The sequence below is a fragment of the Hafnia paralvei genome (genome assembly GCF_020150375.1).
Lineage (GTDB): Bacteria > Pseudomonadota > Gammaproteobacteria > Enterobacterales > Enterobacteriaceae > Hafnia > Hafnia paralvei.
In genome coordinates this window covers 187183-213502 of record NZ_CP083737.1, presented here as the reverse complement: position 1 = coordinate 213502, position 26320 = coordinate 187183, and the positions used below count along the sequence as shown (strand labels likewise).

23 protein-coding genes are annotated in these 26320 nt (G+C 49.2%); 12 read left to right on the top strand and 11 right to left on the bottom strand.

What is annotated here, in order from left to right:
• The first annotated feature begins 9 nt into the window (after positions 1-9).
• The 7 genes from gmuD to K9N75_RS00970 all read left to right on the top strand — a co-directional run bounded on the left by gmuD (position 10) and on the right by K9N75_RS00970 (position 9154).
• Positions 10-1389, top strand: coding sequence for a 6-phospho-beta-glucosidase GmuD (gmuD, locus tag K9N75_RS01000; protein WP_061059336.1), 1380 nt, complete (start codon positions 10-12; stop codon positions 1387-1389).
• 100 nt (positions 1390-1489) lie between these two features.
• Complete coding sequence (locus K9N75_RS00995; RefSeq protein WP_008815868.1) at positions 1490-2407, top strand: LacI family DNA-binding transcriptional regulator; 918 nt, start codon at positions 1490-1492, stop codon at positions 2405-2407.
• Positions 2408-2518: 111 nt separating this feature from the next.
• Entirely contained in the window at positions 2519-3514 is a 996-nt protein-coding gene (gene gntR / locus K9N75_RS00990; RefSeq protein WP_004089340.1) for a gluconate operon transcriptional repressor GntR, read from the top strand.
• A 188-nt stretch (positions 3515-3702) separates the two neighbouring features.
• Positions 3703-4242 (top strand): gluconokinase, encoded by a 540-nt coding sequence (gene gntK, locus K9N75_RS00985; protein WP_008815867.1) that lies wholly within the window; start codon positions 3703-3705, stop codon positions 4240-4242.
• The gene (gene gntU, locus K9N75_RS00980) at positions 4242-5579 is read left to right on the top strand and encodes a gluconate transporter (protein WP_008815866.1); all 1338 of its coding nucleotides are present in this window, start codon (positions 4242-4244) and stop codon (positions 5577-5579) included. The genes gntK and gntU overlap by 1 nt, the downstream gene beginning before the upstream one ends.
• A 223-nt stretch (positions 5580-5802) precedes the next feature.
• On the top strand, positions 5803-7047 hold the full coding sequence (locus K9N75_RS00975) for a DUF3142 domain-containing protein (protein ID WP_224452132.1): 1245 nt from the start codon (positions 5803-5805) through the stop codon (positions 7045-7047).
• Positions 7034-9154: a hypothetical protein gene (locus tag K9N75_RS00970; RefSeq protein WP_224452131.1), complete on the top strand. Its 2121-nt coding sequence runs from the start codon at positions 7034-7036 to the stop codon at positions 9152-9154. Before K9N75_RS00975 ends, K9N75_RS00970 begins: the two co-directional genes overlap by 14 nt.
• A 109-nt stretch (positions 9155-9263) precedes the next feature.
• On the opposite strand, the gene rhtC is transcribed toward K9N75_RS00970, so the two are convergent.
• The 3 genes from rhtC to K9N75_RS00955 form a co-directional block, all read right to left on the bottom strand.
• A complete protein-coding gene (rhtC, locus tag K9N75_RS00965) occupies positions 9264-9887 on the bottom strand; it encodes a threonine export protein RhtC (RefSeq protein WP_004089331.1) in 624 nt (207 codons plus the stop codon).
• A 71-nt stretch (positions 9888-9958) separates the two neighbouring features.
• A complete protein-coding gene (locus K9N75_RS00960) occupies positions 9959-11428 on the bottom strand; it encodes a sensor histidine kinase (protein ID WP_224452130.1) in 1470 nt (489 codons plus the stop codon).
• On the bottom strand, positions 11429-12145 hold the full coding sequence (locus K9N75_RS00955; RefSeq protein WP_008815862.1) for a response regulator transcription factor: 717 nt from the start codon (positions 12143-12145) through the stop codon (positions 11429-11431).
• 188 nt (positions 12146-12333) lie between these two features.
• Here K9N75_RS00955 and K9N75_RS00950 point away from each other — a divergent pair, with 188 nt between their 5' ends.
• Complete coding sequence (locus K9N75_RS00950) at positions 12334-12612, top strand: hypothetical protein (protein WP_061059339.1); 279 nt, start codon at positions 12334-12336, stop codon at positions 12610-12612.
• A 55-nt stretch (positions 12613-12667) separates the two neighbouring features.
• Here K9N75_RS00950 and rsmJ read toward each other — a convergent pair whose 3' ends face one another.
• From rsmJ to K9N75_RS00930, 4 genes are all read right to left on the bottom strand, one after another.
• Positions 12668-13438, bottom strand: a complete 771-nt coding sequence (gene rsmJ, locus K9N75_RS00945) for a 16S rRNA (guanine(1516)-N(2))-methyltransferase RsmJ (RefSeq protein ID WP_375374036.1) — start codon at positions 13436-13438, stop codon at positions 12668-12670.
• Positions 13422-15464, bottom strand: coding sequence for an oligopeptidase A (gene prlC, locus K9N75_RS00940; protein WP_008815859.1), 2043 nt, complete (start codon positions 15462-15464; stop codon positions 13422-13424). The genes rsmJ and prlC overlap by 17 nt, the downstream gene beginning before the upstream one ends.
• A gap of 215 nt (positions 15465-15679) precedes the next feature.
• On the bottom strand, positions 15680-16045 hold the full coding sequence (locus tag K9N75_RS00935; protein ID WP_130976031.1) for a hypothetical protein: 366 nt from the start codon (positions 16043-16045) through the stop codon (positions 15680-15682).
• Positions 16032-16442, bottom strand: coding sequence for a DUF6973 domain-containing protein (locus tag K9N75_RS00930; protein WP_082919486.1), 411 nt, complete (start codon positions 16440-16442; stop codon positions 16032-16034). Before K9N75_RS00930 ends, K9N75_RS00935 begins: the two co-directional genes overlap by 14 nt.
• Positions 16443-16690: 248 nt before the next feature.
• Between K9N75_RS00930 and K9N75_RS00925 the strand changes: the two genes are divergently transcribed.
• Entirely contained in the window at positions 16691-17533 is an 843-nt protein-coding gene (locus tag K9N75_RS00925) for a 23S rRNA (adenine(2030)-N(6))-methyltransferase RlmJ (protein ID WP_008815858.1), read from the top strand.
• A 73-nt stretch (positions 17534-17606) separates the two neighbouring features.
• Here K9N75_RS00925 and recQ read toward each other — a convergent pair whose 3' ends face one another.
• Positions 17607-19445, bottom strand: a complete 1839-nt coding sequence (recQ, locus tag K9N75_RS00920) for an ATP-dependent DNA helicase RecQ (RefSeq protein WP_008815857.1) — start codon at positions 19443-19445, stop codon at positions 17607-17609.
• A 95-nt stretch (positions 19446-19540) separates the two neighbouring features.
• On the bottom strand, positions 19541-20419 hold the full coding sequence (gene pldA / locus K9N75_RS00915; protein WP_130974498.1) for a phospholipase A: 879 nt from the start codon (positions 20417-20419) through the stop codon (positions 19541-19543).
• Between the two features lie 188 nt (positions 20420-20607).
• Between pldA and K9N75_RS00910 the strand changes: the two genes are divergently transcribed.
• Positions 20608-21078: a thioesterase family protein gene (locus tag K9N75_RS00910; RefSeq protein ID WP_008815855.1), complete on the top strand. Its 471-nt coding sequence runs from the start codon at positions 20608-20610 to the stop codon at positions 21076-21078.
• A gap of 134 nt (positions 21079-21212) precedes the next feature.
• The gene (gene rarD / locus K9N75_RS00905) at positions 21213-22103 is read left to right on the top strand and encodes an EamA family transporter RarD (protein ID WP_130961360.1); all 891 of its coding nucleotides are present in this window, start codon (positions 21213-21215) and stop codon (positions 22101-22103) included.
• 50 nt (positions 22104-22153) lie between these two features.
• On the opposite strand, the gene corA is transcribed toward rarD, so the two are convergent.
• Positions 22154-23104 carry a magnesium/cobalt transporter CorA gene (corA, locus tag K9N75_RS00900; RefSeq protein ID WP_008815853.1) on the bottom strand — a complete coding sequence of 317 codons (951 nt, stop codon included), beginning with the start codon at positions 23102-23104 and terminating at the stop codon, positions 22154-22156.
• 477 nt (positions 23105-23581) lie between these two features.
• Between corA and K9N75_RS00895 the strand changes: the two genes are divergently transcribed.
• A complete protein-coding gene (locus K9N75_RS00895; RefSeq protein WP_166712855.1) occupies positions 23582-24055 on the top strand; it encodes a WbuC family cupin fold metalloprotein in 474 nt (157 codons plus the stop codon).
• Between the two features lie 58 nt (positions 24056-24113).
• Here the strand turns inward: K9N75_RS00895 and uvrD are convergent, their stop codons facing one another.
• On the bottom strand, positions 24114-26276 hold the full coding sequence (gene uvrD, locus K9N75_RS00890) for a DNA helicase II (RefSeq protein ID WP_004089297.1): 2163 nt from the start codon (positions 26274-26276) through the stop codon (positions 24114-24116).
• Positions 26277-26320 lie beyond the last annotated feature (44 nt).

Here is a 26320-nt window from a genome sequence, read left to right as displayed (position 1 = left end):
GGAGCACCTATGACACACTCGTTTCCAACTGGATTTTGGTGGGGCAGCGCCAGCTCGGCACCGCAAACCGAAGGCAATAGTCTTGGCGGCGGAAAAAGCGCCACGGTATGGGATCACTGGTTCTCCCAACAGCCAAATCGTTTTCATCAACAGGTGGGGCCACAAGATACATCGACCTTTTATCAGCATTGGCGAGATGATATTGCGCTGCTAAAGCAGGTTGGACATAACAGCTTTCGCACTTCGATATCATGGGCGCGCTTAATTCCTAACGGCCGTGGAGCGGTTAATCCTGATGCGGTGTCATTTTATAATCAGATCATCGATGAAATGCTGGCTCAGGGCATTACGCCTTTTATCAATCTCTTCCATTTCGATATGCCGATGGTGATGCAACAGCAAGGTGGCTGGGAAAATCGTGAAGTCGTTGATGCTTACGCGGAATACGCCGCGACCTGTTTTCATCTGTTTGGCGATCGCGTCAAACACTGGTTTACCTTTAATGAGCCTGTGGTTCCGGTCGAAGGTGGCTATCTGTACGACTTCCATTATCCCAACGTGGTGGATTTTAAACGCGCCGCGACCGTGGCTTATCACACCATGCTTGCCCATGCACAGGCGGTGCAACGCTATCGCCAGTTGGATCAAGGTGGAGACATTGGCATTATCCTCAACCTGACGCCTTCTTATCCCCGTTCTGAGAATCCGGCCGATGTAAAAGCGGCAAATATCGCCGACCTAATGTTTAACCGTAGCTTTCTCGATCCCGCTCTGTTAGGTAAATATCCCGATGAGTTAGTCGATTTGCTCAAAATGCATCACCAACTGCCAGAATGCCGTGACGGCGATCGCGAGCTATTGGCTCAGGGCGTGGTCTCACTACTTGGAATCAATTACTATCAACCAAGACGCATCAAATCCCGTGATAGCATGGTGAATCCCGAGAGCCCGTTTATGCCTGAATGGTTCTTCGATAACTATGAAATGCCAGGGCGTAAAATGAATCCTTATCGCGGCTGGGAAATCTACGAAAAAGGCGTTTATGACATTTTGGCGAACCTACGCACTCAATACGGAAATCCGCGTTGTTTTATTTCAGAAAATGGCATGGGCGTAGAAAACGAGCAGCGATTTGTTGAACATGGGCAGGTACAAGACGACTACCGCATTGAATTCATTCGCGAACATCTGCAATGGGTGCATAAAGCGATTCAGGAAGGCAGTCGGTGCTTGGGTTATCATATGTGGACATTTATCGATAACTGGTCGTGGTGCAATGCCTACAAAAACCGCTATGGCTTTGTGCAACTCGATTTAGCGACGCAAACGCGGAAAATAAAAAAAAGTGGCCAATGGTTTGCCAAAGTCTCACAAGAGAACGGTTTTTAACACATTAGGCATTGTTTTGCTCGGAGATGCAGGGTTCTACTTTTTTAACCTGTATCTCCTGCACTAGAACGAATGATTTCACTCCAACTGGCAAAAGAATATGGCGACTATCAACGATGTATCACGACTCGCTCAGGTGTCCAAAGCCACAGTATCACGGGTACTCAGCGGCAGCCGTGGCGTGAAGGAGGAAAGCCGTCTGGCGGTACTAAAAGCCGCAGAAGCCCTGAACTATGCGCCGAATTTGATTGCTCAGTCGCTGAGTACACAAACGACCGGTTGCATTGGTGTCGTGTGCGCCATGGAAACTATCCAGCAGGCAGCGCATTACCTTCAGGCGTTAGAAAAACAGATGCGTCTGCATAAAAAACACCTTCTGCTACGCTTCGCCACCGATGCCGCCAGCGTACAACATGCGTTAAGCGAGTTGGGGCGCGGACTGTGTGATGCAATGATTATCATCGGAGCGCGTTTTACACTACCTCCGCTTGACGACACCATTGTGCTGATTGACTGTTTAGACGCCGAAGGCGGCAGCCGGATTGAGTTCGATCATGAGTTTGCTGCACACACCGCTTCTCAATATCTGGTCAGTCAGGGGCGACGCCAGTTGGCATTGCTAAATTATGACCAGAGCGATGCCGCTGACCAAACACTACAGGGCTATCGCAGCGCATTAGAATTTAACCTTATTCCTTACAACAGACAGCTTGTGACCCAATGTTCTCCCTCTATGAAGGTCGCCCTCCAGTCGTTGCTTAACAGCGGTGTTGCCTTTAATGGGCTTCTGCTACGCGATAACAACGATGCTCAGCAGGCAAAAGAACTGTTGCAAGCATTCAATCGTGATGTTCCTAGGCAGGTCATGATTTTTAGTCTCGATGGTTCCATGAGTCTTCCAGGGCAGCCCGCCATTGAATATCCATTAGAATCGTTGGCACAAAGAGCACTTGAGCTTATCGTCGGGTCACGTGATGCAGGGCACTCCTACGTGGTTCGCGGCGCATTAGTGGCGTGATATCCCAGAGCGCGATGTTTCGCATGATATGCGTAACATTTGTTTTATACGTGACATTGTTTTTTTGCTAAACTGTCTGCATTCGTCCGAACATTAGTTATTTCATTGAAAATGAAGAAAAAACGCCCTGTACTTCAAGATGTCGCAGACAAAGTTGGTGTGACAAAAATGACGGTAAGCCGTTATTTGCGTAACCCTGAGCAAGTTTCTGCTGCACTTCAAACAAAAATTGCAGTGGCGTTGGACGAATTGGGATACATCCCTAATCGCGCACCGGATATTCTCTCCAATTCAACGAGCCGCGCGATTGGCGTGCTTCTTCCTTCTCTGACCAACCAAGTTTTCGCCGATGTTATTCGTGGCATAGAAAGCGTCACCGACGCGCATGGCTATCAAACTATGCTAGCGCACTATGGCTATCGCCAAGAAAAAGAAGAAGAGCGTTTATTGTCTCTGCTCTCCTACAACGTCGATGGGTTGATCTTGTCTGAACGCAGTCACACCGCACGCACACGTAAGATGATCGAAGTGTCAGGCGTCCCCGTCGTGGAAATGATGGACTGCGTGACGCCGTGTATTGATATCGCGGTTGGGTTTGATAACTTCGAAGCCGCTCGTCAAATGACTCAGGCCATCATCGATCGCGGTCATCGCAAAGTGGTTTATTTTGGCGCTCGCCAAGATGAGCGTACGGTCATCAAACAGCATGGCTATGAAGCGGCAATGAATCATGCCGGCTTAGAGCCTCGTAGTGTCATGATCCCACGCGGTTCCTCTTACTCCGTCGGCAGTGAGCTACTGCGTGAAGCGCTAGAACGCTATCCTGACATGGACAGTATCTTCTGCACCAACGATGACTTAGCCGCAGGTGCTGCCTTTGAATGCCAGCGTTTGGGTCTGCGCATTCCTCAAGATATGGCGATCGCCGGTTTCCACGGCCACGATATTGGTCAGGTCATGACCCCGAAACTCGCCAGCGTATTAACACCTCGCCAGCGCATGGGGCAAATTGCCGCAGAGCGCATGCTAGCACGCCTACGCGGCGAAACCATTTCATCCCAGATGGTTGACGTTGGTTTCACACTTCTCTATGGCGGCAGCATCTAAAACCCCGTAAGCAACTACTCACTTATAGTTAATTACCGTTACTAACTGAGAGTAACCTCACAGTTATTGAAGCTACTTTGTCACGGTTCTTGCTAATTGTTATCTCTGCTCAGACAATGTTACCCATAACAAGTTACCAGTAACATTACGTTTAGCGGATGGTCTTCCGTCCCCTCTCTGGAGTAGAAATGAGCGAGCAAAAACCACAACACCACGTTTTTATCCTGATGGGCGTATCTGGCAGCGGTAAATCTGCTGTTGCAACTTCCGTAGCCCAACAGCTTGGCGCAGGTTTCCTAGATGGAGACTTCTTGCACCCCCGCGCTAATATCAAAAAAATGTCCGAAGGCCATGCGCTGAATGATGAAGACCGCACGCCTTGGCTGAAAGCGGTTAACGACGCCATTTTTGCCATGCAACGTACCAACGACGTATCTCTGATCGTTTGTTCTGCACTGAAAAAGCGTTATCGCGACATGCTGCGCGACGGCAATAAAAACGTTTCTTTTATCTATCTAAAAGGCGATTTCGATTTGATCGAAAGCCGTCTGTTAGCGCGTAAAGGTCATTTCTTTAAACCGCAGATGCTAGTTTCACAATTTGAAGCGTTAGAAGAACCTACCAGCGATGAACATGACGTTCATGCTGTCGACATCAGCCTCCCACTGGACGGTGTTGTTGAAAATACAATTACAACCATTAAATCTGTGATTTCTCAGGGGTCATAATGAGCACCTTCACTCTCGTCTTTACCGCAGTCGGCTCCGTCCTACTGTTGCTGTTTCTGGTAATGAAAGCACGTATGCACGCTTTTGTTGCTCTGATGTTGGTATCTATCGGCGCAGGTATCTTCTCCGGAATGCCGCTGGATATGATTGCCAAGACCATGGAAAAAGGCATGGGAGGCACTTTAGGCTTCCTCGCTATCGTCGTCGCCTTAGGTGCCATGTTCGGTAAAATCCTGCATGAAACCGGCGCACTGGATCAGATTGCTGCCAAACTGCTCTCTAGCTTTGGAGAGAAGCGGGCACATTATGCACTAGGTATTGCAGGTCTGGTCTGCGCACTGCCGCTGTTCTTCGATGTTGCCATCGTTCTGCTGATTGGTGTGGTATTCGCCGTTGCTCGTCGTACCAACGGTAACGTAGTTAAACTGGCGATCCCTCTGTTTGCTGGGGTTGCGGGTGCCGCAGCGTTCCTGTTACCAGGTCCAACGCCTATGCTGCTGGCTTCTCAGATGGGAGCAGACTATGGTTGGATGATTCTGATCGGCCTGTGTGCTGCTATTCCAGGCATGATTTTAGCGGGTCCTCTGTTTGGTAACTTCATCAGCAAGTATGTCACTCTGGATCTGCCTGCTGATATCCAAGAGCCAAGCTTAGATAAGAGCAAACTGCCTTCATTCGGCTTCAGCTTAGCGTTAGTTTTATTCCCACTGGTTCTGGTTGGAATGAAAACCATCGGCGCGCGCTTTGTGGAAACCGGTACTGAACTACATAAGTGGTTGGAATTTATCGGTCATCCGTTTACCGCAATTCTGCTGGCTTGTCTGGTTGCCATTTATGGTCTGGCTATTCGTCGGGGCATGAGCAAAGAGAAAGTCATGGAAGTATGTTCTGCGGCGATCCAGCCAGCAGGTATCATCCTTCTGGTTACCGGTGCGGGCGGCGTCTTCAAACAAATCTTGGTTGATTCCGGCGTAGGTCCAGCTCTGGGTAACTCTTTGATTGGTGCGGGTCTGCCAATTGCTGTGGCTTGCTTCGTACTCGCCGCTGCGGTTCGTGTGATTCAGGGTTCCGCTACCGTTGCGTGTTTAACGACAGTAGGCTTGGTTCTTCCGGTTATCGGCGAACTGGGTTACAACGGCGCACAGATGGCTGCACTGTCTATCTGTATCGCGGGTGGTTCCATCGTACTGAGCCACGTAAACGACTCCGGCTTCTGGCTGTTTGGTAAATTCACCGGTGCGACCGAAGCTCAAACGCTGAAAACCTGGTCAATAATGGAAACCATTTTGGGTACCACGGGCGCAGTCGTTGGTATGATCTTCTTCGCTGCGATGTAATTTGTCTCAGCGCTAACCCATCCTTGCTAGCCTGAAAACGCCTGATGTTCTCATCAGGCGTTTTGTTTTTTTGGTGGCAAGCGTAAACCCGACTCTTTAAAAATCCCTAAACCCTTTATTCATCCTTGATGCCAAGCTTGTACTGGATCAGTATTCATAGACGCGATCTCACATAATGTGACCGAACCAAGTTATTTAGACGGTGGGGATGAAGCAGACGGACATGAAACGGACATGGATTGTAATCGGTATGGTGGCACTTTTTTGCAGCATACTTTTTAGTCTTTATCGAAATCCCTCATCAGGAACATCGGGGGAAAATCTCACACCATGGGATCAGCAAGCCTATATTTGGCAAAGAGTCTGGACACCGCAGCACCAAGACGCACTTTTGCAAAGCCATGAACTATTTTCTGGCCTACGGGTGTTGGGACTACAGCTCAATCGCGATGAAGGCTTACGCAAAATCGCCGTAGATACCCAAATGCTGCGGCAAGATGGACGCCCCGTCTGGTTAGTGGTTCGCCTTGATGGGCAACTACAGCATATTGATTCGTCGTTGGTGTTTGAAAACCTACTTAATCAGCTACACCAATGGCAACAGAGTGGTCTAAGCGTCACGGGCGTTGAAATTGACTATGATTCCCCCAGTTCAAAACTGGTGGTTTATCAACAATTTCTTAAGCTACTGCGAACGAGATTGCCACAGGATCTGCAACTCAGCCTAACGCTGTTACCTACATGGTTAGACTCTCCTTATTTGCCTGCGTTAGTTCAGCAGGCGGATCAATCCGTGTTACAGGTGCATGCCGTCCTTTCGCCAGAGAAAGGGTTATTCGATGCTGAATTAGCGGCTAGCTGGATCAAACGCTATAGCAACGTGACACAAAAACCATTTTATGTCGCATTACCGGCCTATGGCATAGGGCTAGCGGGTTTTCAGGATCAACAGCCCGTGGTAGAGAGTGAAAGCTCCCTCTACATTGCAGGCCAAATGCAAGAGATCTCGGTTCAGCCTCAGACTATGGCTGATTTTTTATCTCAGCTTAGGTTACAGCACATCCCCCATTTAAAAGGGCTAATCTGGTTTCGCTTGCCTCTCGAGGGCGACCGCAGAGCTTGGTCCATGCCAACGCTGAAAGCGGTGATCCTGCAACAAGCGTTGACCGTTCAATGGATTGTTGATGCGCAGGCCCAGCCAGCGGAGCCTGATCAGACTGATGCTTTATATAATTTGGTACTGCGTAACAAGGGGCAAATAGATAGCGTTATGCCCAAAGAGATTACCATTTCCAGCGATCGTTGCCAGATAGCGGACGCCGTCGGAAATTATCGTTTAGACAGCGGCGATCAGCCGCTACGTTTTATTCGTATTCAGTCTCAGCAACTGCGGGCAAGCCGGAGCCAGGCTATCGGATGGGCTCGTTGTACTCAATTGGCTCCAGGAGATATTCATGTTACGCCTTAGCTTATTTGCTTGGAAAAGGCGTTGTAAAACCCTGCTGTCCTTAAGTCTGGCACTAGCAACCACGCTGATGCCTTTCGCCCCTGCGAATGCCTGTGGCCCTCATTTTTATAACCGCTTATTAGTCGAACGCAATAAAACGTTGCTTAATATGCCCGAGGGGAATTTTGCTTTTGAGACTAGTTTGTTCGCTGATTTTGATAAAACGCTCCCCATCTGGAAAAAACCGGTAGAGATCGCCACAGAGGAAGAAATCAAAGCCCAGATGAGCGCGAAGGAGCTGCGCATGGCTAATATTATCGCCCAAATGCGAGCCAGTATTAGTCTTGAGCAAGCTGACGCTCTCAGCAAAGGATTAACCCCCGAAGAGCGGCTATATACCCTCGGTGCCGTAGCCTTCAACCTGGTGGATACTTCAAATGCTGCTGATTATTTCACGCAGGTACTGGCTCTACCGGAAAATGAACAACGAGTTTACGGACTGGCTGCGCAATATTCTTTAGGCCGAGCCCTGATGGATGACTACATCACCGACTCCCAAGAAAGCTCCCTTTTGTCTAGGGCTGATTCTGCTGACCACGTTAAGCTCCAACTTGCGCTAGCCGCATTCCAAAAAGTGATCGATCGCGTTAAGAGCGACGAGCCTGATGACGCGCTCTTGTCACTCAGCAGTCTTGGTCAACAGGCAGCAATTCATTTCTGGCTGGGAGATATTGCTACCTCAATACATCTTTATGCCCAACAGTCTGTGCAAGGCGATCCCAGTGGTAGCGCATCGCTGCATATTATCGCCAATATATTGATGAAACCGCAAAATGAAAAATTACTGAAAAAAGCGATTAAAGACCCATTGGTGCAACAGCTACTGGCTATTCAGTTATTTAGTGATAGCGGGAGCGGGTTGGACGATGAACATAGTCATGAGAAATCGCAAATTACCACCAAAATACTCGCGTTAATAAGCTCATCGGCTGGCACGGGTTTTAAAGGCAGTGACAGCCTGGCAGCGATAGCCTATCGTTCTGGCAAATATGATATGGCAGCTACACTGCTGAAAAACTCCGGTGACAGCGCGTTAAGCTGGTGGCTTCGGGCAAAAATGGCGCTGCGCAACGGCGACATGAAAGCCGCAACTGCGGCCTACGCTAAAACGGTAGAAAGTTTCCCGCCGTCAGATCGCGGGACTGTTGATGAACCTTCGCTTATAGAACAGCGAGTGTGTCTGGTATCTGGCGAGCAAGGTATTCTCGCTCTTAATCGCGGTGACTATTTGCAGGCAATGGCGCTCTTTTATCGCGGCAAATATATTTACCGCGCGGATCTTCTGGATATTGCTGAGCGGGTATTAACCCTTGATGAGCTAAAAGGATTTGTTGATAAGAACGTACATACCATTGCGGACATCTTGCCCAAACCTATAGATGAGGATGAGAAAACCTATTATATCGGTCCGATAATGACGCCAGATGCTGAACTGCGTGAAGTCTTAGCCCGTCGCTTGATGCGCGCTAAGCGCTATGATGAAGCCCTACCTTATTTCCAAACAACCCAACATCGTCAGTGGGCAAAGCAGTTTATCGATAATCTCAATACTGCTCAGAATCCCAAAATAGAAAAACGTGTCCGTGCTCAAGCTTATTATCAGTCTGCGCTAATATTGCGAGACCAAGGATTAGAATTAACCAGCTATGCCATGACGCCCGACTATGCAATTTATCGTTCTATCTATTCCTATGTCGGTGATACCTACGATCTTAGCTGGCAACAGGATAAAAATATTCCGAATGATGGAATTCAGCCCCAAAGCTGGATTACCCCAAATGAAGCTGCGAGGGCTAAAGCGGCATTGCCTAAAACCAATAATCAATTTTTGCATTACCGCTGGAAGGCTGCTGAGTTAGCGTCAAAGTCCGCAGATCTTTTATCGCCAAAAAGCCAAGCTTATACGGCAGTATTATGTCACGCACGGAGTTGGATTAAGAACCGAGACCGCGAAGGAGGGGCAAAACTCTATCGTCGCTATACAAAAACGGGGACGTATTACAGCCAAGTGGTGCATTCTCAATCTAGCTTCAAGTGCCCGAAGCCTGACTTTACCCATCAGGGATAATCGCACTACGTGGGCTTAACTTCTTGAGTATCAATTTTCTATTCAATAGAAACCACAAAAGGCGGACCGATCAATCAGCCCGCCTTTGTATATGTATTAATCAATGGAATTATGAACGCGAGAAAATTAGATGCAGACCGAAGCCGATAAACAGAACGCCCGCAACGCCGTCGATCCACTTAGCTAAACGCTGATAGCCACGACGCATTACCGGCAGAGCAAACACGGAGGCAACGATGCTGAACCATACGAAGGTTTCTGCCACAATCATCACAAATAATCCCACGCGCTCAGGCGTACTGACGTTGTCACCGACGAATAGGGAAAACACCGAGCCAAAATAAATAACCGCTTTTGGGTTAGATAAGTTGGTTAGGAAGCCACGTAAAAAGGTTTTACCACGCGCTGGTAGAGTGACGTTAACCTCATCGCTGTTGTCCAACTGTCCTTTGGCTCGCGCAGATTTTAAGAGCTGATAACCCATCCATGTCAGGTACAAGCCCCCGCCAACGGTAATAATGCTGTGCAGCCACGCCATTTTCATGAGCAGCAAATGCAGCCCCATCAGCGCCACCGCAGCCCAAATAACAATACCCAGTGTAATCCCTACAACACCCTGCATGGCTTCAGCGCGAGAGCGACTAACCGCCGTTTGAGAAACAAAAAAGAAGTCAGGACCTGGAGCCATCAAGGCCACCAGATGAACCAATGCCACCGTCAAAAACAACATCATCGGAGTGAGCTCTTATAATTAGAAGGGAAATTCATGCTACCACCAAGTGTGATAATAATTAAGGGAGCAATTCACACTGGCAGCATTAAACGAAAACAAGCGCCCTGCTCATTCTCATTGACCAACATGATGTCCCCGTCATGCAGTTGCAGCATGCGTTTGACAATCATTAGCCCAAGCCCTCCAGCCGACTGGCGACGCGCGCCTGAAAGCAACGATGGACGCTCAAATAATCCCGCTTTTAGCTCTTCAGGAATACCTGTACCACTGTCGGTCAGTTGAACCCACATCTGTCCGTCTTGATGCCAAAGTTTCACCGCAATATACCCGCCTGAAGGCGTATGGCGGATTGCGTTATCCAAAAGATTGGTCAATACGCGCTCCATCATGTAGATATCAGCGTTGACCAGAGGTAAACCTTTAGGAACATCCGCACTAAGCCTAATCTGACGGGTTTCAGCCGTAAGCTCAAACTTTTGGAAAATATCCTGCAACAGCTCACTAAACGACATACGCTCTTTTTGCGGCTTCACTACGCCATATTCTAAGCGCGCCAGCTCAAACAGCTCTTGTGCCAAACGGCCTACTTTCAGGCTCTGCGCGAGTGCAATATCTAAATAACGTTTACGTTCAGCGTCACTCAAGTTGGATGACTTGACCGACAGCGTTTCTAAATACCCATGTAAAGACGTCAGCGGCGTTCGCAAATCATGTGAAATATTGGCAATAAATTCACGGCGTTGTTGATCCTGCTCCGCCAAGGTTTTCCACTGCTCGGCAATACGTTTGGCCATCAAAACAAATGCACGTCTGAGCTGAGTAACCTCATTACTTTTTACGTCAGCGTCTGGCACACTTAGCGCCATGACCCGCGCATAATCCAACCCTTCCTGTTCCAGTTTGATCACCTGACGGGTGAGTTGACGCACCGGCTTAGTCACCCAGCGGAAAGCCAGCCAACCAGCCAGAGAACCAAACAGCATAATCAACCCCATCGACCAAAACGCCGTTAGCGCCGCCGATCCCATTCGGGCATCATCGGCTAGTCGAGCATAGTCTTCACCAAGCAGCACAACATATAAGTATCCTTCGGTTTTACCATCGACTTGCAGTGGCGCGACGCTAAAGACCTTTTGCCCATCAATGCTGCGCGGATCATCCCCCAAAACGGGCATGCTTTGCCCCTGCATCAGCGCATTGATAGGTTTTAGATTCACATCGCGGCGTTTAATCCGCCCTTCCGGCGCGGCATCTCCGATGATGTGTCCTTGCTTATCTAACAAATAAACCTCGACGCTCGGATTCACCGACATAAGCTGATCAAATAGCTTTTTCACCGACGCAGGATTCAGCCCTTGTGGTCCCAAAAGTTTATTATTTTCAGTGATGTGCTGAGCAAGATTGACCGATAAACGCTGGATCACCTGCTGGCTGTATTGGGTATTGCTGCGAACCTGAAGCCAGCCAGATACCGCGCAGCAAGCCACCAGCAACAGCGCAAAAACGAGCGTTAAACGCTGAGAGAGACTCAATCGATTCATTTAGTTACCCGCACCCGACGCCGTAAATTTATAGCCAGAACCCCAAACAGTCAGAATATATTGCGGCTCTGAGGGATCCGCTTCGATCTTGATTCGTAGGCGGTTGATGTGGGTGTTCACCGTATGTTCGTAACCATCATGTTGATAACCCCAGACCTGATCAAGCAATTGCAAACGCGAAAACACCTTGTCTGGATTCTTGGCGAAAAAATACAAGAGATCAAACTCACGCGGAGTAAGATCGATAGGCTGCTGATTCATCCACACCGCACGCGCAATAGGGTCGATTGTCAGACCCGCCATATCCAAACGTCCTGCATCCATCTGGAGATTACGGCTCATCGCCTCCTGACGGCGAAATAGCGCTTTTACTCGCGCAGCCAGCTCAACCATGGAGAAAGGCTTAGCCACATAGTCATCAGCACCCAGCTCTAGTCCCAAAACGCGATGAACTTCGCTAGAACGAGCGCTGATCATAATAATCGGTGTATAGCGCGTCATGCTGCGGGCTCGGCGACAAATATCGAGCCCATCAATTCCCGGCAGCATCAAGTCCAGAATCAGCGCATCCCAGCCGCCTTGCTCTAACATGGACATCCCCGCAATACCATCGGCGGCGTGTTCTATCTGATAGCCTTCATCGCGTAGATGCAAAGCCAGTAGATCGGCAATATGTGAGTCATCTTCTACAATTAGAATTCGCTTCATTCCTTCCATCGCGTTATCACTCCAAGCTGGATGGTTTATACCCAAGTACCTGCATCTTGAAGGACTACGGGAATATATTCAGTCTACACAGGGTTTGTGTCCTGAGTTATCACAAATAATTTATAACTCGGTGAGGATTTAATGAACACGTGAAGGCAATACTGGCTTCGCCCCCATAACTGGATAAGGATCTGACCATGAAAAAAATCATTACCACCGTGATGTGTAGCGCTTTACTGATGGGTACTGGATTTGCTTTCGCCGCTGATTCAACCAGCACGTCAGATAAAAGCATGCATAACGATCCGCATAAAATGGATCACACCAGCAAAAAACCGCAGGAAATGAAAAAGCAACATCTGGACGCCATGCAAAAAGGCGAAGCACCAAAACAAGATGAAATGAGCAAAGACCAGATGGATAAACAACCGATGAAATCGGGAGATACGATGAAAAAAACGAGTTCAGGGTACTAAAACTTAAATGACCTAGCCCCGATTAAGGGGCTAGGCAGAGGGATTCTCGCCAGATTCACTTTAGCGGCGTATAGATATCAAAGCGATGATTCTTGGTTGTGGTCGCCGCATGCGCAGGAACATCTGCCAGCGGAGGGGCATAATCAGGGCGCTTCACCACAATGCGTTTCGTGGCCAGAGCTCGCGCTGGCGCCAACAATGCGTCAGCATCCAAATCCGCCCCGACCAATGATTGAAACACTCGCATCTCTTTCTTCACTAACGCACTTTTCTGTTTGTGCGGATACATCGGATCGAGATAAACCACTTCCGGCGCGGGCGTGAGATCTTTCAACGCATCAATACTGGACGCATGCAGCAGCGTTAAACGCTCTTGTAGCCAACCCCCAATCTCTGGATCGGCATAGCCACGCTGCAAGCCGTCATCGAGCAAAGCCGCCACCACGGGGTGGCGCTCTAGCATTCGTACATGGCAACCCACGGAAGCTAACACGTAGGCATCACGGCCTAACCCTGCGGTAGCATCCACAACGCTCGGCACATAGCTACCTTTAATGCCTACCGCTTTAGCGACGGCTTCACCACGACCACCGCCAAACTTGCGACGATGAGCCATGGCTCCCGCAACAAAATCGACGAAAATCGCGCCTAGCTTAGGTTCATCTAGTTTACGCAGTTCCAAATGTTCCGGCGTTAATACCAGCGCCATCAGCGCTTCAGGATCGTGAACCAGTCCCCAACGTTCGGCTAAATGCGATAAGGCGCCGCTATCGGCGCCCTCTTCCAACAATAACTGAATACTCAACGAATTAGCCCTTGATGCCATAATGACGCAGCATCGCATCGATTTTAGGCTCACGGCCACGGAAGTTTTTGAAGAGATTCATTGGCTCATCTGAACCGCCCTGCGACAGGATATTGTCGAGAAACGCACGACCGGTATCGACGTTGAAAATCCCTTCTTCTTCAAAACGAGAGAAAGCATCAGCCGATAACAATTCTGCCCACAGATAGCTGTAATACCCAGCAGCATAACCACCAGCGAAAATATGGCTGAAGGCATGTGGGAAACGTCCCCAGCTCGGCGATGGCATCACTGCAACCAACGCTTTTACCTCTTTCAACGTCTCAAGAATACGAGCGCCCTGCGCAGGATCAAACTCGGTATGCAGACGGAAGTCGAACATCCCGAACTCGAGCTGACGCAGGATAAACAGCGCCGCCTGATAGTTCTTCGCTGCCAGCATTTTATCTAACATTTCCTGAGGCAACGGTTCATTGGTCTGATAGTGACCTGAGATGAACGCCAACGCCTCTGGCTCCCAGCACCAGTTTTCCATGAACTGGCTTGGCAGCTCGACGGCATCCCACGGCACCCCGTTAATGCCAGAAACACCCGCGGTTTCAATGGTGGTTAGCATGTGGTGCAAACCGTGGCCAAACTCATGGAACAGCGTTGTCACTTCATTGTGAGTGAACAACGCAGGTTTATCGCCGATTGGGCGATTAAAGTTACAGGTTAGATAAGCGACCGGTTTTTGTAAGCTGCCGTCGGCACGACGCAGACGCCCAACGCAATCATCCATCCATGCCCCGCCGCGCTTGTGTTCGCGCGCGTAGAGGTCAAGATAGAAGCTACCGCGCAGTTCGCCCGTTTCATCATACAGCTCAAAGAAACGTACCTCAGAATTCCACACATCGACATCATGGCGTTCTTTAGCGGTAATACCGTAAATGCGTTTTACTACTTCGAACAAACCACTTAATACGCGCTGCTCAGGGAAGTAAGGACGCAGTTGCTCATCGCTGATGGAGTAAAGGTGCTGTTTCTGTTTTTCGCTGTAGTAGGTGATATCCCATGCTTCCAACTCCGTCACATCATAGTGCTTGCGGGTAAACTCACGCAGCTCAGCTAATTCCTGAGCACCCTGTGGGCGAGCACGTTCAGCTAAATCGTTGAGGAATGCCAGAACCTGCTGTGGGTTCTCTGCCATTTTGGTCGCCAATGATTTATCGGCATAGGATTTAAAGCCCAGCAGCTGTGCAAGTTCGTGACGCAACTGCAGCGTTTCAGCCATGATTTCGCTATTATCCCACTGACCTGCATTTGGTCCTTGATCGGATGCCCGCGTGGTAAACGCCTGATACATCTCATGACGTAGTTCACGGTTATCGGCATAGGTCATAACCGGCAAATAGCTCGGAATATCCAGAGTGAGTAACCACCCTTCTTTTTCTTTGGATTCTGCTAACGCTTTCGCCGCAGCCATCGCACTTTCAGGTAGGCCCGACAGCTCTTTTTCGTCGGTAATCAGCTTGCTCCAGCCCATAGTGGCATCTAACACATTGTTGCTAAATGCTGAACCCAGCTCAGACAAACGCGCCATGATTTCACCATAACGCTGCTGTTTCTCTTTCGGTAAACCGATGCCTGACAGTTCAAAATCGCGCAGTGAATTTTCTACCGCTTTCTTCTGCGGCTTGGTGAGTACCGCAAAACCGGCACCCTCTTTCAGACTACGATAGGCTTGATATAGCCCCTCATGTTGTCCAACCCACGTGCCATACTCAGACAGCAAAGGTAAACACTGTTCGTAAGCTTCGCGCAGCTCTGGACTATTTTGTACGGAATTCAAATGACTGACCGGAGAAAAGATACGGCTCAAACGGTCATCAACTTCAGCCAGTGGCTGACACAGGTTGTCCCATGTAAATGGCGCATCTTGTGCGACCACGCGCTCAACCTCAGCACGACAATCTGCCAGTGCAGCTTTCACCGCAGGAACGATGTCTTCAGGTTTGATTTTAGAAAAGGGTGGCAGTTCGAACGGCGTCAGTAACGGATTGGTCATAAGGAAGCGTCCTGTATAGTTTTGCCATTAACAACGAAGGTTAACGGTCTTAGCCGCAGCAACGCGGCATATGAATAGATTCAACCAGCCGCCCAACTCTGCGAGCAACCGGTATAAAATTCGTGTTTAGATCTAAGATGAGGTTAAGTGTAGCGAAAATCAATGGCTGGTAGGTTCAATCGCTTTGATAGGAGGCACAACAAGCCCAAATACATCTAAGAGCAAGAAATCTGCTCCATAACATGATTATCGTAAGTAATGGCAAAAAACGCAGGATAAGGGCTTTGTTGCTGCGTTTTAAACGCTAATTGCTGGTGAGAGGACAATTGCCAAGACAGGTATTTTTCACTGATGAAATACCCGTCACTATTGCCTAATAAATCGACTAACTGTGACGTGCTTTTTGTACATAAATCGCGATCAACAGCTAGACGCCACACCATATCAAGCCGGTGCTTAGAAAGCTTCCAGCGTTGCTGATCAAATGGACTTGAGCCATAGCGTTTAAGCTGTTCTAAGCTAGAAGAGTCCTTACAGCTACACAACGTTAGTACGAGGGCTATGATACTAAAAATGTACAAGTCTCCCTCCTTGCGCAGCTTTTAAGCACATTTCTGCAAGCTCATTATTGGGTCTTTGTGTTTGTCCAATATCCGCACCAACATAGTTATTAGCCATGTCCATACGCCTTTCTTCTCTCGGGTTATTAGGAAAGCGCTCATGCGCGTTGAGGTAATCCAGTGCGTCGTAATACCCCAAATCCCTCGATAATAAAGCCGCGAAATAGCAATGCCTAAATGCATCAGACATATCATTATGGCCATTGTGACCAAATATCTGGATAGTTTTTTGCGTCGCCTCATCTGCCGAGAAGCGTATTACCGGGGCGCTGTAAGGACAACTCGCCACAAATAATTTTTCCGACTCACTCAACATATCAAATTGCTGCAATAACCCCATTGTAAATCCCTTTTGCATGGCATTCCTTGTCACACAATTATCTGCTTTCAAGATTCGACCATTCTTTATCTGTATCACAAAACCAATATGCGATAATCCATAAAGTCTTTCATCGCCATACCGTTTATACTTAACCGTCATCTGCTGACATGCCGCGACGCCCGCAGCCCAAAAGAGCAGACTCGCTGTGCCTTGTCACGGTCCTAATTTACCTATCCTAATGATTTTGTTTTAGTTATTAGAATATACGAAAGTTTAAATTCACTATGCTCAGTTATCGCCACAGTTTTCACGCCGGCAATCATGCCGATGTCCTCAAACATACCGTTCAGAGTTTGATCATTGAATCGCTGAAAGAAAAGGATAAGCCTTTCCTTTATCTGGACACGCATTCCGGCGCGGGGCGTTATCAGCTCAGTGGTGAGCATGCTGAAAAAACGGGTGAATACCTAGAAGGTATCGCTCGTATCTGGCAGCGCGACGATATTCCCGCCGAGCTGGAAGCCTATCTTAGCGCGGTTAAACACTTTAACCGCGGGGAGCAACTGCGTTACTACCCAGGTTCGCCGTTGATTGCTCGTCAGTTATTACGCGATTTTGACAAAATTCATCTGACCGAACTGCATCCGACCGATTTCCCTCTCCTGCGTAATGAATTCGCTAAAGACGAGCGCGCAAAAGTGATGAAAGCTGACGGTTACCAACAGTTGAAATCACAGCTGCCACCACTGTCGCGCCGTGGTTTCGTGCTAATCGATCCGCCGTACGAGATGAAAACCGATTATCAGGACGTGGTGAAAGGTATTCAGGAAGGCTATAAGCGCTTCGCTACTGGCGTATATGCGTTGTGGTATCCCGTTGTCCTGCGTCAGCAGATCAAACGAATGACGCGCGATTTACAAGACACCGGTATCCGTCGCATTCTGCAAATTGAGCTCGCGGTCCGCCCAGACAGCGATCAGCGCGGCATGACCGCTTCCGGCATGATTGTCATTAACCCACCGTGGAAGCTGGAACAGCAAATGCGCGACGTGCTGCCTTGGCTACACAAGGTATTGGTACCTGAAGGTACTGGCCACGCGAAAGTGGAATGGATTGTGCCTGAGTAAGAAAAAGTAAGACGTAAGAAATAACGGAAGTCTCCCTCGGAAGAACTGGGGGAGACGAAATTCCCCCTAAAGACTACTCATCATCACCGTCGACGTGCTCTCGTATCAGCGTCATAAACGGTGCACCGAAACGATCGAGTTTACGCTGCCCCACACCGTTAATACTCAGCAATTCGCTGGCACGAATCGGCATCTGCTCGGCCATTTCTAACAATGTTGCATCGTTGAAAACCACGTATGGCGGAATGTTTTCCTCATCGGCAATGGCTTTGCGTAGCTTACGCAATTTGGCAAACAGCTTGCGATCATAGTTTCCGCCGTAATTTTTACTGGCATGGCTACTGCTGCTGCGTGATTTGAGATTTATCACGCGCGGAACTGCTAGCTGCAAAGGTACTTCACCGCGCAGCACGGGACGAGCAGACTCTGTTAGCTGTAGCGCGGAATGCATAGCAATATTTTGTGTCACTAATCCTAAATGAATGAGCTGACGCAATACGCTAACCCAGTGCTCAGTAGTGTGATCGCGCCCTAGCCCATAAACCTTGAGTTTGTCATGCCCGAACTCGCGAATACGGGTATTGTTTGCGCCGCGCAAAATTTCCACCACGTAACCAATACCAAATCGCTGTCCAACGCGAGCAATCGCCGACAGCGCTTTTTGCGCATCTTCCAAACCATCGTAACGCTTGGGTGGGTCGAGACAAATATCGCAGTTGCCGCACGATTCCTGTCGCCCTTCCCCAAAGTAATTCAGCAGAACTAAACGACGACAGGTCTGTGCTTCGGCAAACGCATTCATCGCATTGAGTTTATGGCGCTCGATCTCTTTTTGCTGCCCTTCAGGTTTCTCTTCTAAACAGCGACGCAACCACGCCATATCGGCAGGATCGTAAAGCAACACGGCTTCAGCAGGTAAACCATCGCGCCCAGCACGACCGGTTTCCTGATAGTAAGCTTCGATATTACGTGGAATATCAAAGTGAACCACGAAGCGCACGTTAGGCTTGTTGATCCCCATGCCAAACGCCACTGTCGCCACCACAATCTGCAAATCATCACGCTGAAAAGCGTCTTGCACCGAAGAGCGATGCTCGTGATCGAGCCCTGCATGATAGGCTCCGACGCTGAAACCACGGCTTTGCAGACGGGCTGTGGTGTCTTCCACTTTCGCACGGCTATTACAGTAGATAATGCCGGATTTTCCACGCTGTTCTTGAACAAAACGAATCAGCTGATCGAGCGGTTTGAATTTTTCAATCAGGGTGTAACGAATATTTGGGCGATCAAAGCTGCTGACCTGCACCAGAGGATCGTTGAGCGATAGCAAACGCTCAATATCATTACGCGTTGCATCGTCAGCGGTCGCGGTTAACGCGATAACCGGAATATCAGGGAAACGCTGTTTTATTAGACCTAACGCGCTATATTCAGGGCGGAAATCATGTCCCCACTGCGAAATACAATGCGCTTCATCGACCGCAAGCAACGAGGGGTTCCAGTGGGGAAGTTGATCGAGGAAGTTATCCATCATCAACCGCTCTGGCGCGATATACAGCAGCTTTATCGCTCCGCTGCGACACCCAGCGTAAACTTCCTGTTGCTGTTCACGGTTTTGCGTGGAGTTAAGACACGCAGCGCTCACACCGTTGGCCTGTAGCTGATCGACCTGATCTTTCATCAGGGAAATCAACGGTGAAACCACCAGCGTTAAGCCATCCATAACTAACGCAGGGATCTGATAACACAGAGACTTGCCGCCTCCGGTTGGCATCACAACCAGACAATCCCGGCCAGCGATCGCAGCATTGATAATCGTTTGCTGCCCAGGACGGAATTGCTGATACCCGAACGTATCGCGCAAAACCTGTTCTGCCAGCATTTCTGCGTTGATAACTGCTGCCGTTGCCACGCTGCTCCTCAACCAAAGGGGGTGATAGTAAATACCGGCGCTATTTTAGGCGTATGCACCGGTTTTGTCGTTAGCGGATGTGCGCTGATTACAAATTACATAAAATCGTTGAGCATAATACCGACGCCGAAGCGAGTTTGATTGAAGTTATAGTCAATCATCGACTCACCATAGCCGCTAAATAGCTGAGTATAAAAACGAACACTCTTGGTCAACGGGTAGCTCCAGCCCAACTCACCACCACCATAGCCGGTATTCCAGTTATAGTGCCCCTTCGCCGTCAAAACGCTTTCTCCCCATTGATAACCGATCTGGGCTTCGTAATAGCCCATATACTTGGTGATATCTGGATTATCATCTTTGCTACTGCTTTCAGGGATGCGATACCACGGTTTAATCTGCGCCTGGAAGTTACCATTTTGCGCCATCAGGCGCGCATAAACGCGGTTCCAACTGCGCGAGGTGGGATCGGAGCGCCCGTTAGACTGATGATTAAAGCCCGTTTCAATATCACGCAGAGTCCAGTCACCGAGCTGGTAGTCCGTCGACCAGCCAACAAACAGCTGTGGCTCGTAGTTTGTCTCGCGGAAGGGAGAAGAAGCACTGCGGTTGAAGGCCTGCCACCACGAGCGCTGAGTATAGGACATCCCTAACACCGAATTATCGCCCGCGATACCCCGAATGAGAGGGAAGGCCAAACTCAACTGAAATTTAACTTCATCTTTACGTGCGTCATCTGCCCAATCATACGACTGAATAGCTTCTTTATTCACGTCGCTCGTTTCAGTGTAGAGCAGGTAGTTCGTATCATAAGGGTAAAGCGTGAATGGGTTATCGTGTTCAAGTAACATGTTCGCAATAATGCTACCTTTCACCAATGGCTTATCGTGAACCTGCTTTACCGTAGCCTCTTCCGCCTGAACCGCCGCAGGAACTGCTAGCAGTCCCGCTAACATCATCCATCCCATCCGCATTATTGATACCCCTTCGAGGAAAATAGTTACGCCATAAATGATTCAAAGGCGACATTCTACACGGAAGGGGCGCTGCGTGAACGTTCATCATTCTTATTGGCGCTGGAAACAAACAATCATTAAGCATAATATCAACATAAAATTAACAATAACGTTTGTATGTCATCTGCGAAAGAAAGGAACGTTCCATGTCTCCCACTTTTTTAACCCGTGAAAAAGCTAGCGCCCTGATTAGTGAAATCTTCGTTTACCACATGCCGTTTAACCGCTCTCTGGGTTTAGAACTTCAGCGCTTCGAAGCAGACTATGCCGAGCTGGTTTTCGATTCCAAAGAGATGTTAGTGGGCAATGCGCATCAGAAGATTTTACACGGCGGCGTTATCGCATCGGTGCTAGACGTATGCGCTGGGCTGGTTTGCGTGGGTTCCGCGCTGCTGCGCCACGATGAAATAACACAAGAGGAGTTGTTGGCTCGGCTATCGAAAATGGGCACCATCGATATGCGGGTAGACTATCTGCGCCCTGGACGCGGTGAGCGTTTCACCGCCAGCGGCAGCCTATTACGTGCCGGTAATAAAGTCGCCGTAGCGCGTGTAGAACTCCACAACGAACAAAACCTCCATATCGCTTCAGCGACCGCCACGTATATGGTCGGTTAGGCAGCATTTTTTACCGGTTTCTCACGAAATCTTGGGATAAGTTAGGGTTAATAGGATCATCTTCGTTACCACTATGAAACATTCCGAGAAAATACAGTAGACTCAGCGCCTATTCATTTTTTCGGAAGTGTTTCATGGATTCGCAACAAACTCGTCATGGCATTCTGTTTGCTCTGGCTGCCTATTTTATCTGGGGCATAGCACCTGCTTATTTCAAGCTGATTCAGCAGGTCCCCCCCACTGAAATCCTGACCCACCGCGTAATCTGGTCATTCTTCTTCATGCTGGTCTTGCTTTCATTGAGCAAAAACTGGTCTAAGGTTCGCGCTCTGGCCAAAACGCCTGCCAAGATCGGCTTGCTGGCACTTAGCGCCTGTTTAATCGGCGGCAACTGGTTGCTGTTTATCTGGGCGGTAAACAATAATCATATGCTAGAGGCCAGCCTCGGATACTTTATTAATCCGCTGGTAAACGTTTTGCTCGGGGTGGTTTTCCTCGGTGAGCGCTTCCGCCGGATGCAGTGGATCGCGTTAGCTCTTGCCGTTTGTGGTGTGCTCATTCAGCTGTGGAAATTTGGCTCGGTGCCAGTTATTTCACTTGGGCTGGCCTTCAGCTTTGCATTTTATGGTTTGATTCGTAAGAAAATCGCGGTTGATGCTCAAACCGGCATGCTAATTGAAACCCTGTGGTTACTGCCAATTGCAGCTATTTATCTATTTGGCATCGCTGACAGTGCGACCAGTCACCTGAGCGCAAACCCAATCTCACTTAACCTGCTGCTAATCGCTGCGGGTATTGTCACGACGATTCCACTGCTGTTCTTCACCGCTGCTGCAACGCGTCTACGTTTATCTACGCTAGGCTTCTTCCAGTACCTTGGCCCAACGCTGATGTTTATTCTGGCCATTACGTTCTACAACGAGCAGATGACGCAGGATAAATTAGTTGCCTTCGGCTTTATCTGGGCGGCGCTGTTGCTGTTTATTCTGGATGCACTGTATACGCAGAGAAAGTTGCGGAACTAACGCGGATATCCCTCCCCATCAAGGGGAGGGGTGAGAGGAAATACTGCGGGTTACAGCCAGTTTTTACGTTTGAAATATAAATACGGCGCAAGTCCTGCCAACAACATCAAGCCAATCGCCCCCGGATAACCGAACGACCATTTCAGCTCCGGCATGAACTCAAAGTTCATACCATAGCTGGATGCCACCAGCGTCGGTGGCAGGAACACCACGGAAACCACCGAGAAGATCTTGATGATGCGGTTCTGCTCAATGTTGATAAAGCCCATTGCCGCCTGCATCAAGAAGTTGACTTTCTGGAACAGGGATTCGTTGTGTGGCAGCAGGGATTCGATATCTCGCAGCACTTCGCGCGCCTGTTCTAACTGGCTAGCGGGCAAACGTGCTTTACGAACTAAGAAGTTAAGTGCTCGCTGGGTATCCATCAAACACAAACGCACTTTCCAACCGATATCTTCCAGTTCTGCCAGCGTCGAAAGTGCCTCATCGTACTCATCACCCTGATGGCCTTCCATGATGACGCGGCTTAGCTTTTCCAAATCGCTGTAGATGTTTTCGATTTCATCCGCTAACTGCTCAATTTTAGTTTCGAACAGATCGAGCAACAGCTCATAGGCATTGCCATCGGCCAGCATCTGGTTTCGCGCCCGCATGCGATACAAGCGAAATGCCGGAAGCTCACGCTCGCGTAGCGTATACAAGCGACCATCGCGGATGGTAAATGCCACGGTGGAGTTACCCGCGTGATCTTCCGCATCTTCATAATAGAAGAATGAGTGAATATGCAGGCCGTCTTCATCTTCAAAGAAACGTGCAGATGCTTCGATATCATCCAACTCTGGGCGAGTTGCCAGACTTTGCCCTAGCTCATCTTGAACTCGTTGACGCTCATCTTCTTCCGGCTCGACCAAATCGACCCACAAAGATGATGTCAGATCTTCCGTGTCATCCAGCTCCAGACGGGATAAGCGGCTGTTGTCTAATCTAAATGCACTTAGCATGCTTTTAAACTCCGTTGCGGTGACATTAAGGATCACGCATGGAGCACAGGAAACAAACGAGGGGTAGCGTCACCTAGCTGTTTCAGACCATATCAGATCTGACTCATAGCGACATAAAGAGGTCGCTGACAACCACGAAGGCTATCAGCATAAGTGGATAGCCTTAGAAGTTGTACCCGCAAACGGGTTCATTGAGCCAGTATCTACTGGGTGTGTCCAAGGCGTATGTCCTCACAGATAATAGTGCGCGCATGTTACGCCGATACGAAAAAGCCTGTCAACTGGCGTTGTGAGTAATTACAGAACATTATTCGCTCAGGATGTTTCATACCAAAATATTTATGAGTCTCGCCCTCACCACCGCATTTGCATAAAGGCTGTCACATAAAAATTATATCGTTAAATACGCCCTTCTATTACCTTATACCAAAGCATCCATCATATGGACTCTACAAGTCCTAAAATCAGGTAAACCCAATGAAACAAATCACTTTTGATGACCTGAAACAGCAAAGCGCCACGGCAGCAGCGGCTCCTCGATTACGTGCCCATCGCAATTTCCATCCCGAACTGAGCGATCCCGTGCAACGACTCGCGATTGCCATGGAGCCTGGCACCTACATTCGTCCACACCGCCATCCGCATACCTTTGAACTCCTGCTACCACTGAGTGGGCGCTTTCTCGTACTAAACTTTGATGAAAACGGCACCGTGACTCGTCGCGTGGTATTAGGCGAAGAGTGTGTCGCATTAGAAATGGATGCAGGCACATGGCATTCAGTGCTGTCTCTGGATAACGGTGGCGTGATTTTTGAGGTTAAACACGGTGGCTATGTGTCAGTCAGTGAGCAAGATTCTGCACCTTGGGCTCCAGCCGAAGGAGAGACAGGGACTCAGGAACTCATGACGTGGTACGCACAAGCGCAAATTGGGGATAAATACTGCGGCTGATTAGCTGATTCATCCTAGCTCCATACACAGTAAAAAGAGCTAGGATGACAGAAAATGGTTACATAGCCTCTAGTTTGGCATAGGCGGCAACCAGCCACTTGATGCCTTCGCCCTGAAACGCAATCTGTAGACGGCTATGTTCTCCGCTGCCTTCCAAATTGATTACCGTACCTTCACCAAAGGTGGCATGTTTAACGCGCTGCCCCAGCTTGAATCCGCTGTCGTTAGCACTAATTGGCGTCCCCATGCTGGCATGTTTTACCGGACGTGTAACGCTGGCTCGCAGACGAACCTCCTCCACGCACTCTTCCGGCAATTCACCAATGAAACGAGAAGGGCGGTGGTAAACCTCTTTTCCATACAGCCGGCGAGTTTCCGCATAGGTTATCGTTAGCTTGCGCATCGCTCGCGTTACGCCAACGTAGGCCAAACGGCGCTCCTCTTCCAAACGTCCACCTTCGTCCAGCGACATTTGGCTTGGGAACATCCCCTCTTCCATTCCCACGATAAATACCTGAGGAAACTCTAAACCTTTCGCCGAGTGCAACGTCATCAGTTGAACGGCGTCCTGATAGGCGTCTGCCTGCCCTTCACCGGCCTCAAGCGCTGCATGTGATAGGAATGCCTGCAATGGCAGCAAGTCTTCGTCTTCATCCTCGTAGCTGTACTGACGCGTTGCGGTCACCAGCTCTTCCAAGTTCTCAATACGCGTCTGGCCTTTTTCGCCCTTTTCCTGCTCATACATCTGGCGCAAACCAGAATCACGTACCACCCGATCCGTTTGTACATGCAGCGGCATATCCGCCGTATCACTTGCCAGAGCATCAATCAGCTCGATGAAGCGCTGTAGTGCTCCCGATGCGCGGCCTGCAAATACTTTTTCTTGGATGAGCTCATGGGTCGCCTGCCATAACGTCAGTTGGCGATCTCGCGCTGCCTGACGAATCACGTCGAGAGTGCGATCGCCAATCCCACGCGTTGGCGTATTTACCACGCGCTCATAGGCTGCATCGTCATTACGGTTAGAAATTAGGCGTAAATAAGCCAACGCATCCTTGATTTCCTGACGTTCAAAGAACCGCTGCCCACCATAAATACGGTATGGCATCGCAACCTGTAGCAGTGCTTCTTCCAATACGCGTGATTGGGCGTTGCTGCGATACAGAATTGCGCAGTCATTCAGGGAACCGCCGTTGTCCTGCCACGCTTTGATGCGATTGACCACAAAACGTGATTCATCTAATTCGTTAAATGCACAGTAGAGCGAAATCTTTTCGCCGTCGCCGTCTTCCGTCCACAGTTTTTTCCCCAAACGCCCGTCGTTGTTTTCAATCAGGGCATTGGCTGCTTTCAAAATATTGCTGGTTGAACGGTAGTTCTGTTCCAAACGAATAGTTTCTGCACCGGGAAAATCATCCAGAAAACGTTGGATGTTTTCTACCTGCGCACCGCGCCAGCCGTAGATTGACTGGTCATCATCCCCCACGATCATCACTTTGCCCGTATTACCGGCCAGCATTTGGATCCAAGCGTATTGAATGCGGTTAGTATCTTGAAATTCGTCCACCAAAATATTGGTGAAGCGTTCACGGTAATGATTGAGAATTTGCGGTTTGTTGAGCCACAGCTCATGAGCGCGAAGCAGCAGCTCGGCGAAATCGACTAAACCTGCGCGGTCGCAAGCCTCTTGATATGCCTGATAGACACGCAACCAGGTTTGTTCTACCGGATTGCCATAGCTTTCGATATGTTGCGGGCGTAGGCCATCATCTTTTTTATTGTTGATGTACCACATGCCCTGACGCGGCGGCCACTGTTTCTCGTCAAGATTAAGCGCTTTAACAATCCGCTTGAGCAAACGCAGTTGGTCGTCGCTGTCGAGAATTTGGAAATCCTGCGGCAAATTAGCATCCAAATGATGCGCGCGCAGTAAGCGGTGTGCTAAACCGTGGAAAGTACCAATCCACATCCCGCCTTGGCTCGTACCAATCAGGTGCTCGATACGGTGGCGCATTTCTGCAGCCGCTTTGTTGGTGAACGTTACCGCCATAATTGAGTATGGCGAACAGTTTTCTACCGACAACAACCACGCGATGCGATGTACCAGCACGCGAGTTTTGCCGCTTCCGGCTCCAGCCAGCACCAGAAGATTGCTGCGCGGTGCAGCAACGGCTTCGCGTTGTTTATCATTAAGGCTGTTGAGCAGATCGGAAACGTCCATAGGCACCGTTTTAAAATGGGGAAATAGGCGCTTCGTTAAACGAA

Coding starts and splice junctions, on each gene's coding strand:
- K9N75_RS00895 (WP_166712855.1), top strand. CDS start 23,582: ATGAAACAAATCACTTTTGATGACCTGAAACAGCAAAGCGCCACGGCA.
- pldA (WP_130974498.1), bottom strand. CDS start 20,419: ATGCGGATGGGATGGATGATGTTAGCGGGACTGCTAGCAGTTCCTGCG.
- uvrD (WP_004089297.1), bottom strand. CDS start 26,276: ATGGACGTTTCCGATCTGCTCAACAGCCTTAATGATAAACAACGCGAA.
- rarD (WP_130961360.1), top strand. CDS start 21,213: ATGGATTCGCAACAAACTCGTCATGGCATTCTGTTTGCTCTGGCTGCC.
- K9N75_RS00970 (WP_224452131.1), top strand. CDS start 7,034: ATGTTACGCCTTAGCTTATTTGCTTGGAAAAGGCGTTGTAAAACCCTG.
- rsmJ (WP_375374036.1), bottom strand. CDS start 13,438: ATGGCATCAAGGGCTAATTCGTTGAGTATTCAGTTATTGTTGGAAGAG.
- gmuD (WP_061059336.1), top strand. CDS start 10: ATGACACACTCGTTTCCAACTGGATTTTGGTGGGGCAGCGCCAGCTCG.
- corA (WP_008815853.1), bottom strand. CDS start 23,104: ATGCTAAGTGCATTTAGATTAGACAACAGCCGCTTATCCCGTCTGGAG.
- prlC (WP_008815859.1), bottom strand. CDS start 15,464: ATGACCAATCCGTTACTGACGCCGTTCGAACTGCCACCCTTTTCTAAA.
- K9N75_RS00955 (WP_008815862.1), bottom strand. CDS start 12,145: ATGGAAGGAATGAAGCGAATTCTAATTGTAGAAGATGACTCACATATT.
- K9N75_RS00910 (WP_008815855.1), top strand. CDS start 20,608: ATGTCTCCCACTTTTTTAACCCGTGAAAAAGCTAGCGCCCTGATTAGT.
- K9N75_RS00975 (WP_224452132.1), top strand. CDS start 5,803: ATGAAACGGACATGGATTGTAATCGGTATGGTGGCACTTTTTTGCAGC.
- K9N75_RS00960 (WP_224452130.1), bottom strand. CDS start 11,428: ATGAATCGATTGAGTCTCTCTCAGCGTTTAACGCTCGTTTTTGCGCTG.
- K9N75_RS00950 (WP_061059339.1), top strand. CDS start 12,334: ATGAAAAAAATCATTACCACCGTGATGTGTAGCGCTTTACTGATGGGT.
- gntR (WP_004089340.1), top strand. CDS start 2,519: ATGAAGAAAAAACGCCCTGTACTTCAAGATGTCGCAGACAAAGTTGGT.
- gntU (WP_008815866.1), top strand. CDS start 4,242: ATGAGCACCTTCACTCTCGTCTTTACCGCAGTCGGCTCCGTCCTACTG.
- rhtC (WP_004089331.1), bottom strand. CDS start 9,887: ATGATGTTGTTTTTGACGGTGGCATTGGTTCATCTGGTGGCCTTGATG.
- K9N75_RS00930 (WP_082919486.1), bottom strand. CDS start 16,442: ATGCAAAAGGGATTTACAATGGGGTTATTGCAGCAATTTGATATGTTG.
- gntK (WP_008815867.1), top strand. CDS start 3,703: ATGAGCGAGCAAAAACCACAACACCACGTTTTTATCCTGATGGGCGTA.
- K9N75_RS00925 (WP_008815858.1), top strand. CDS start 16,691: ATGCTCAGTTATCGCCACAGTTTTCACGCCGGCAATCATGCCGATGTC.
- K9N75_RS00995 (WP_008815868.1), top strand. CDS start 1,490: ATGGCGACTATCAACGATGTATCACGACTCGCTCAGGTGTCCAAAGCC.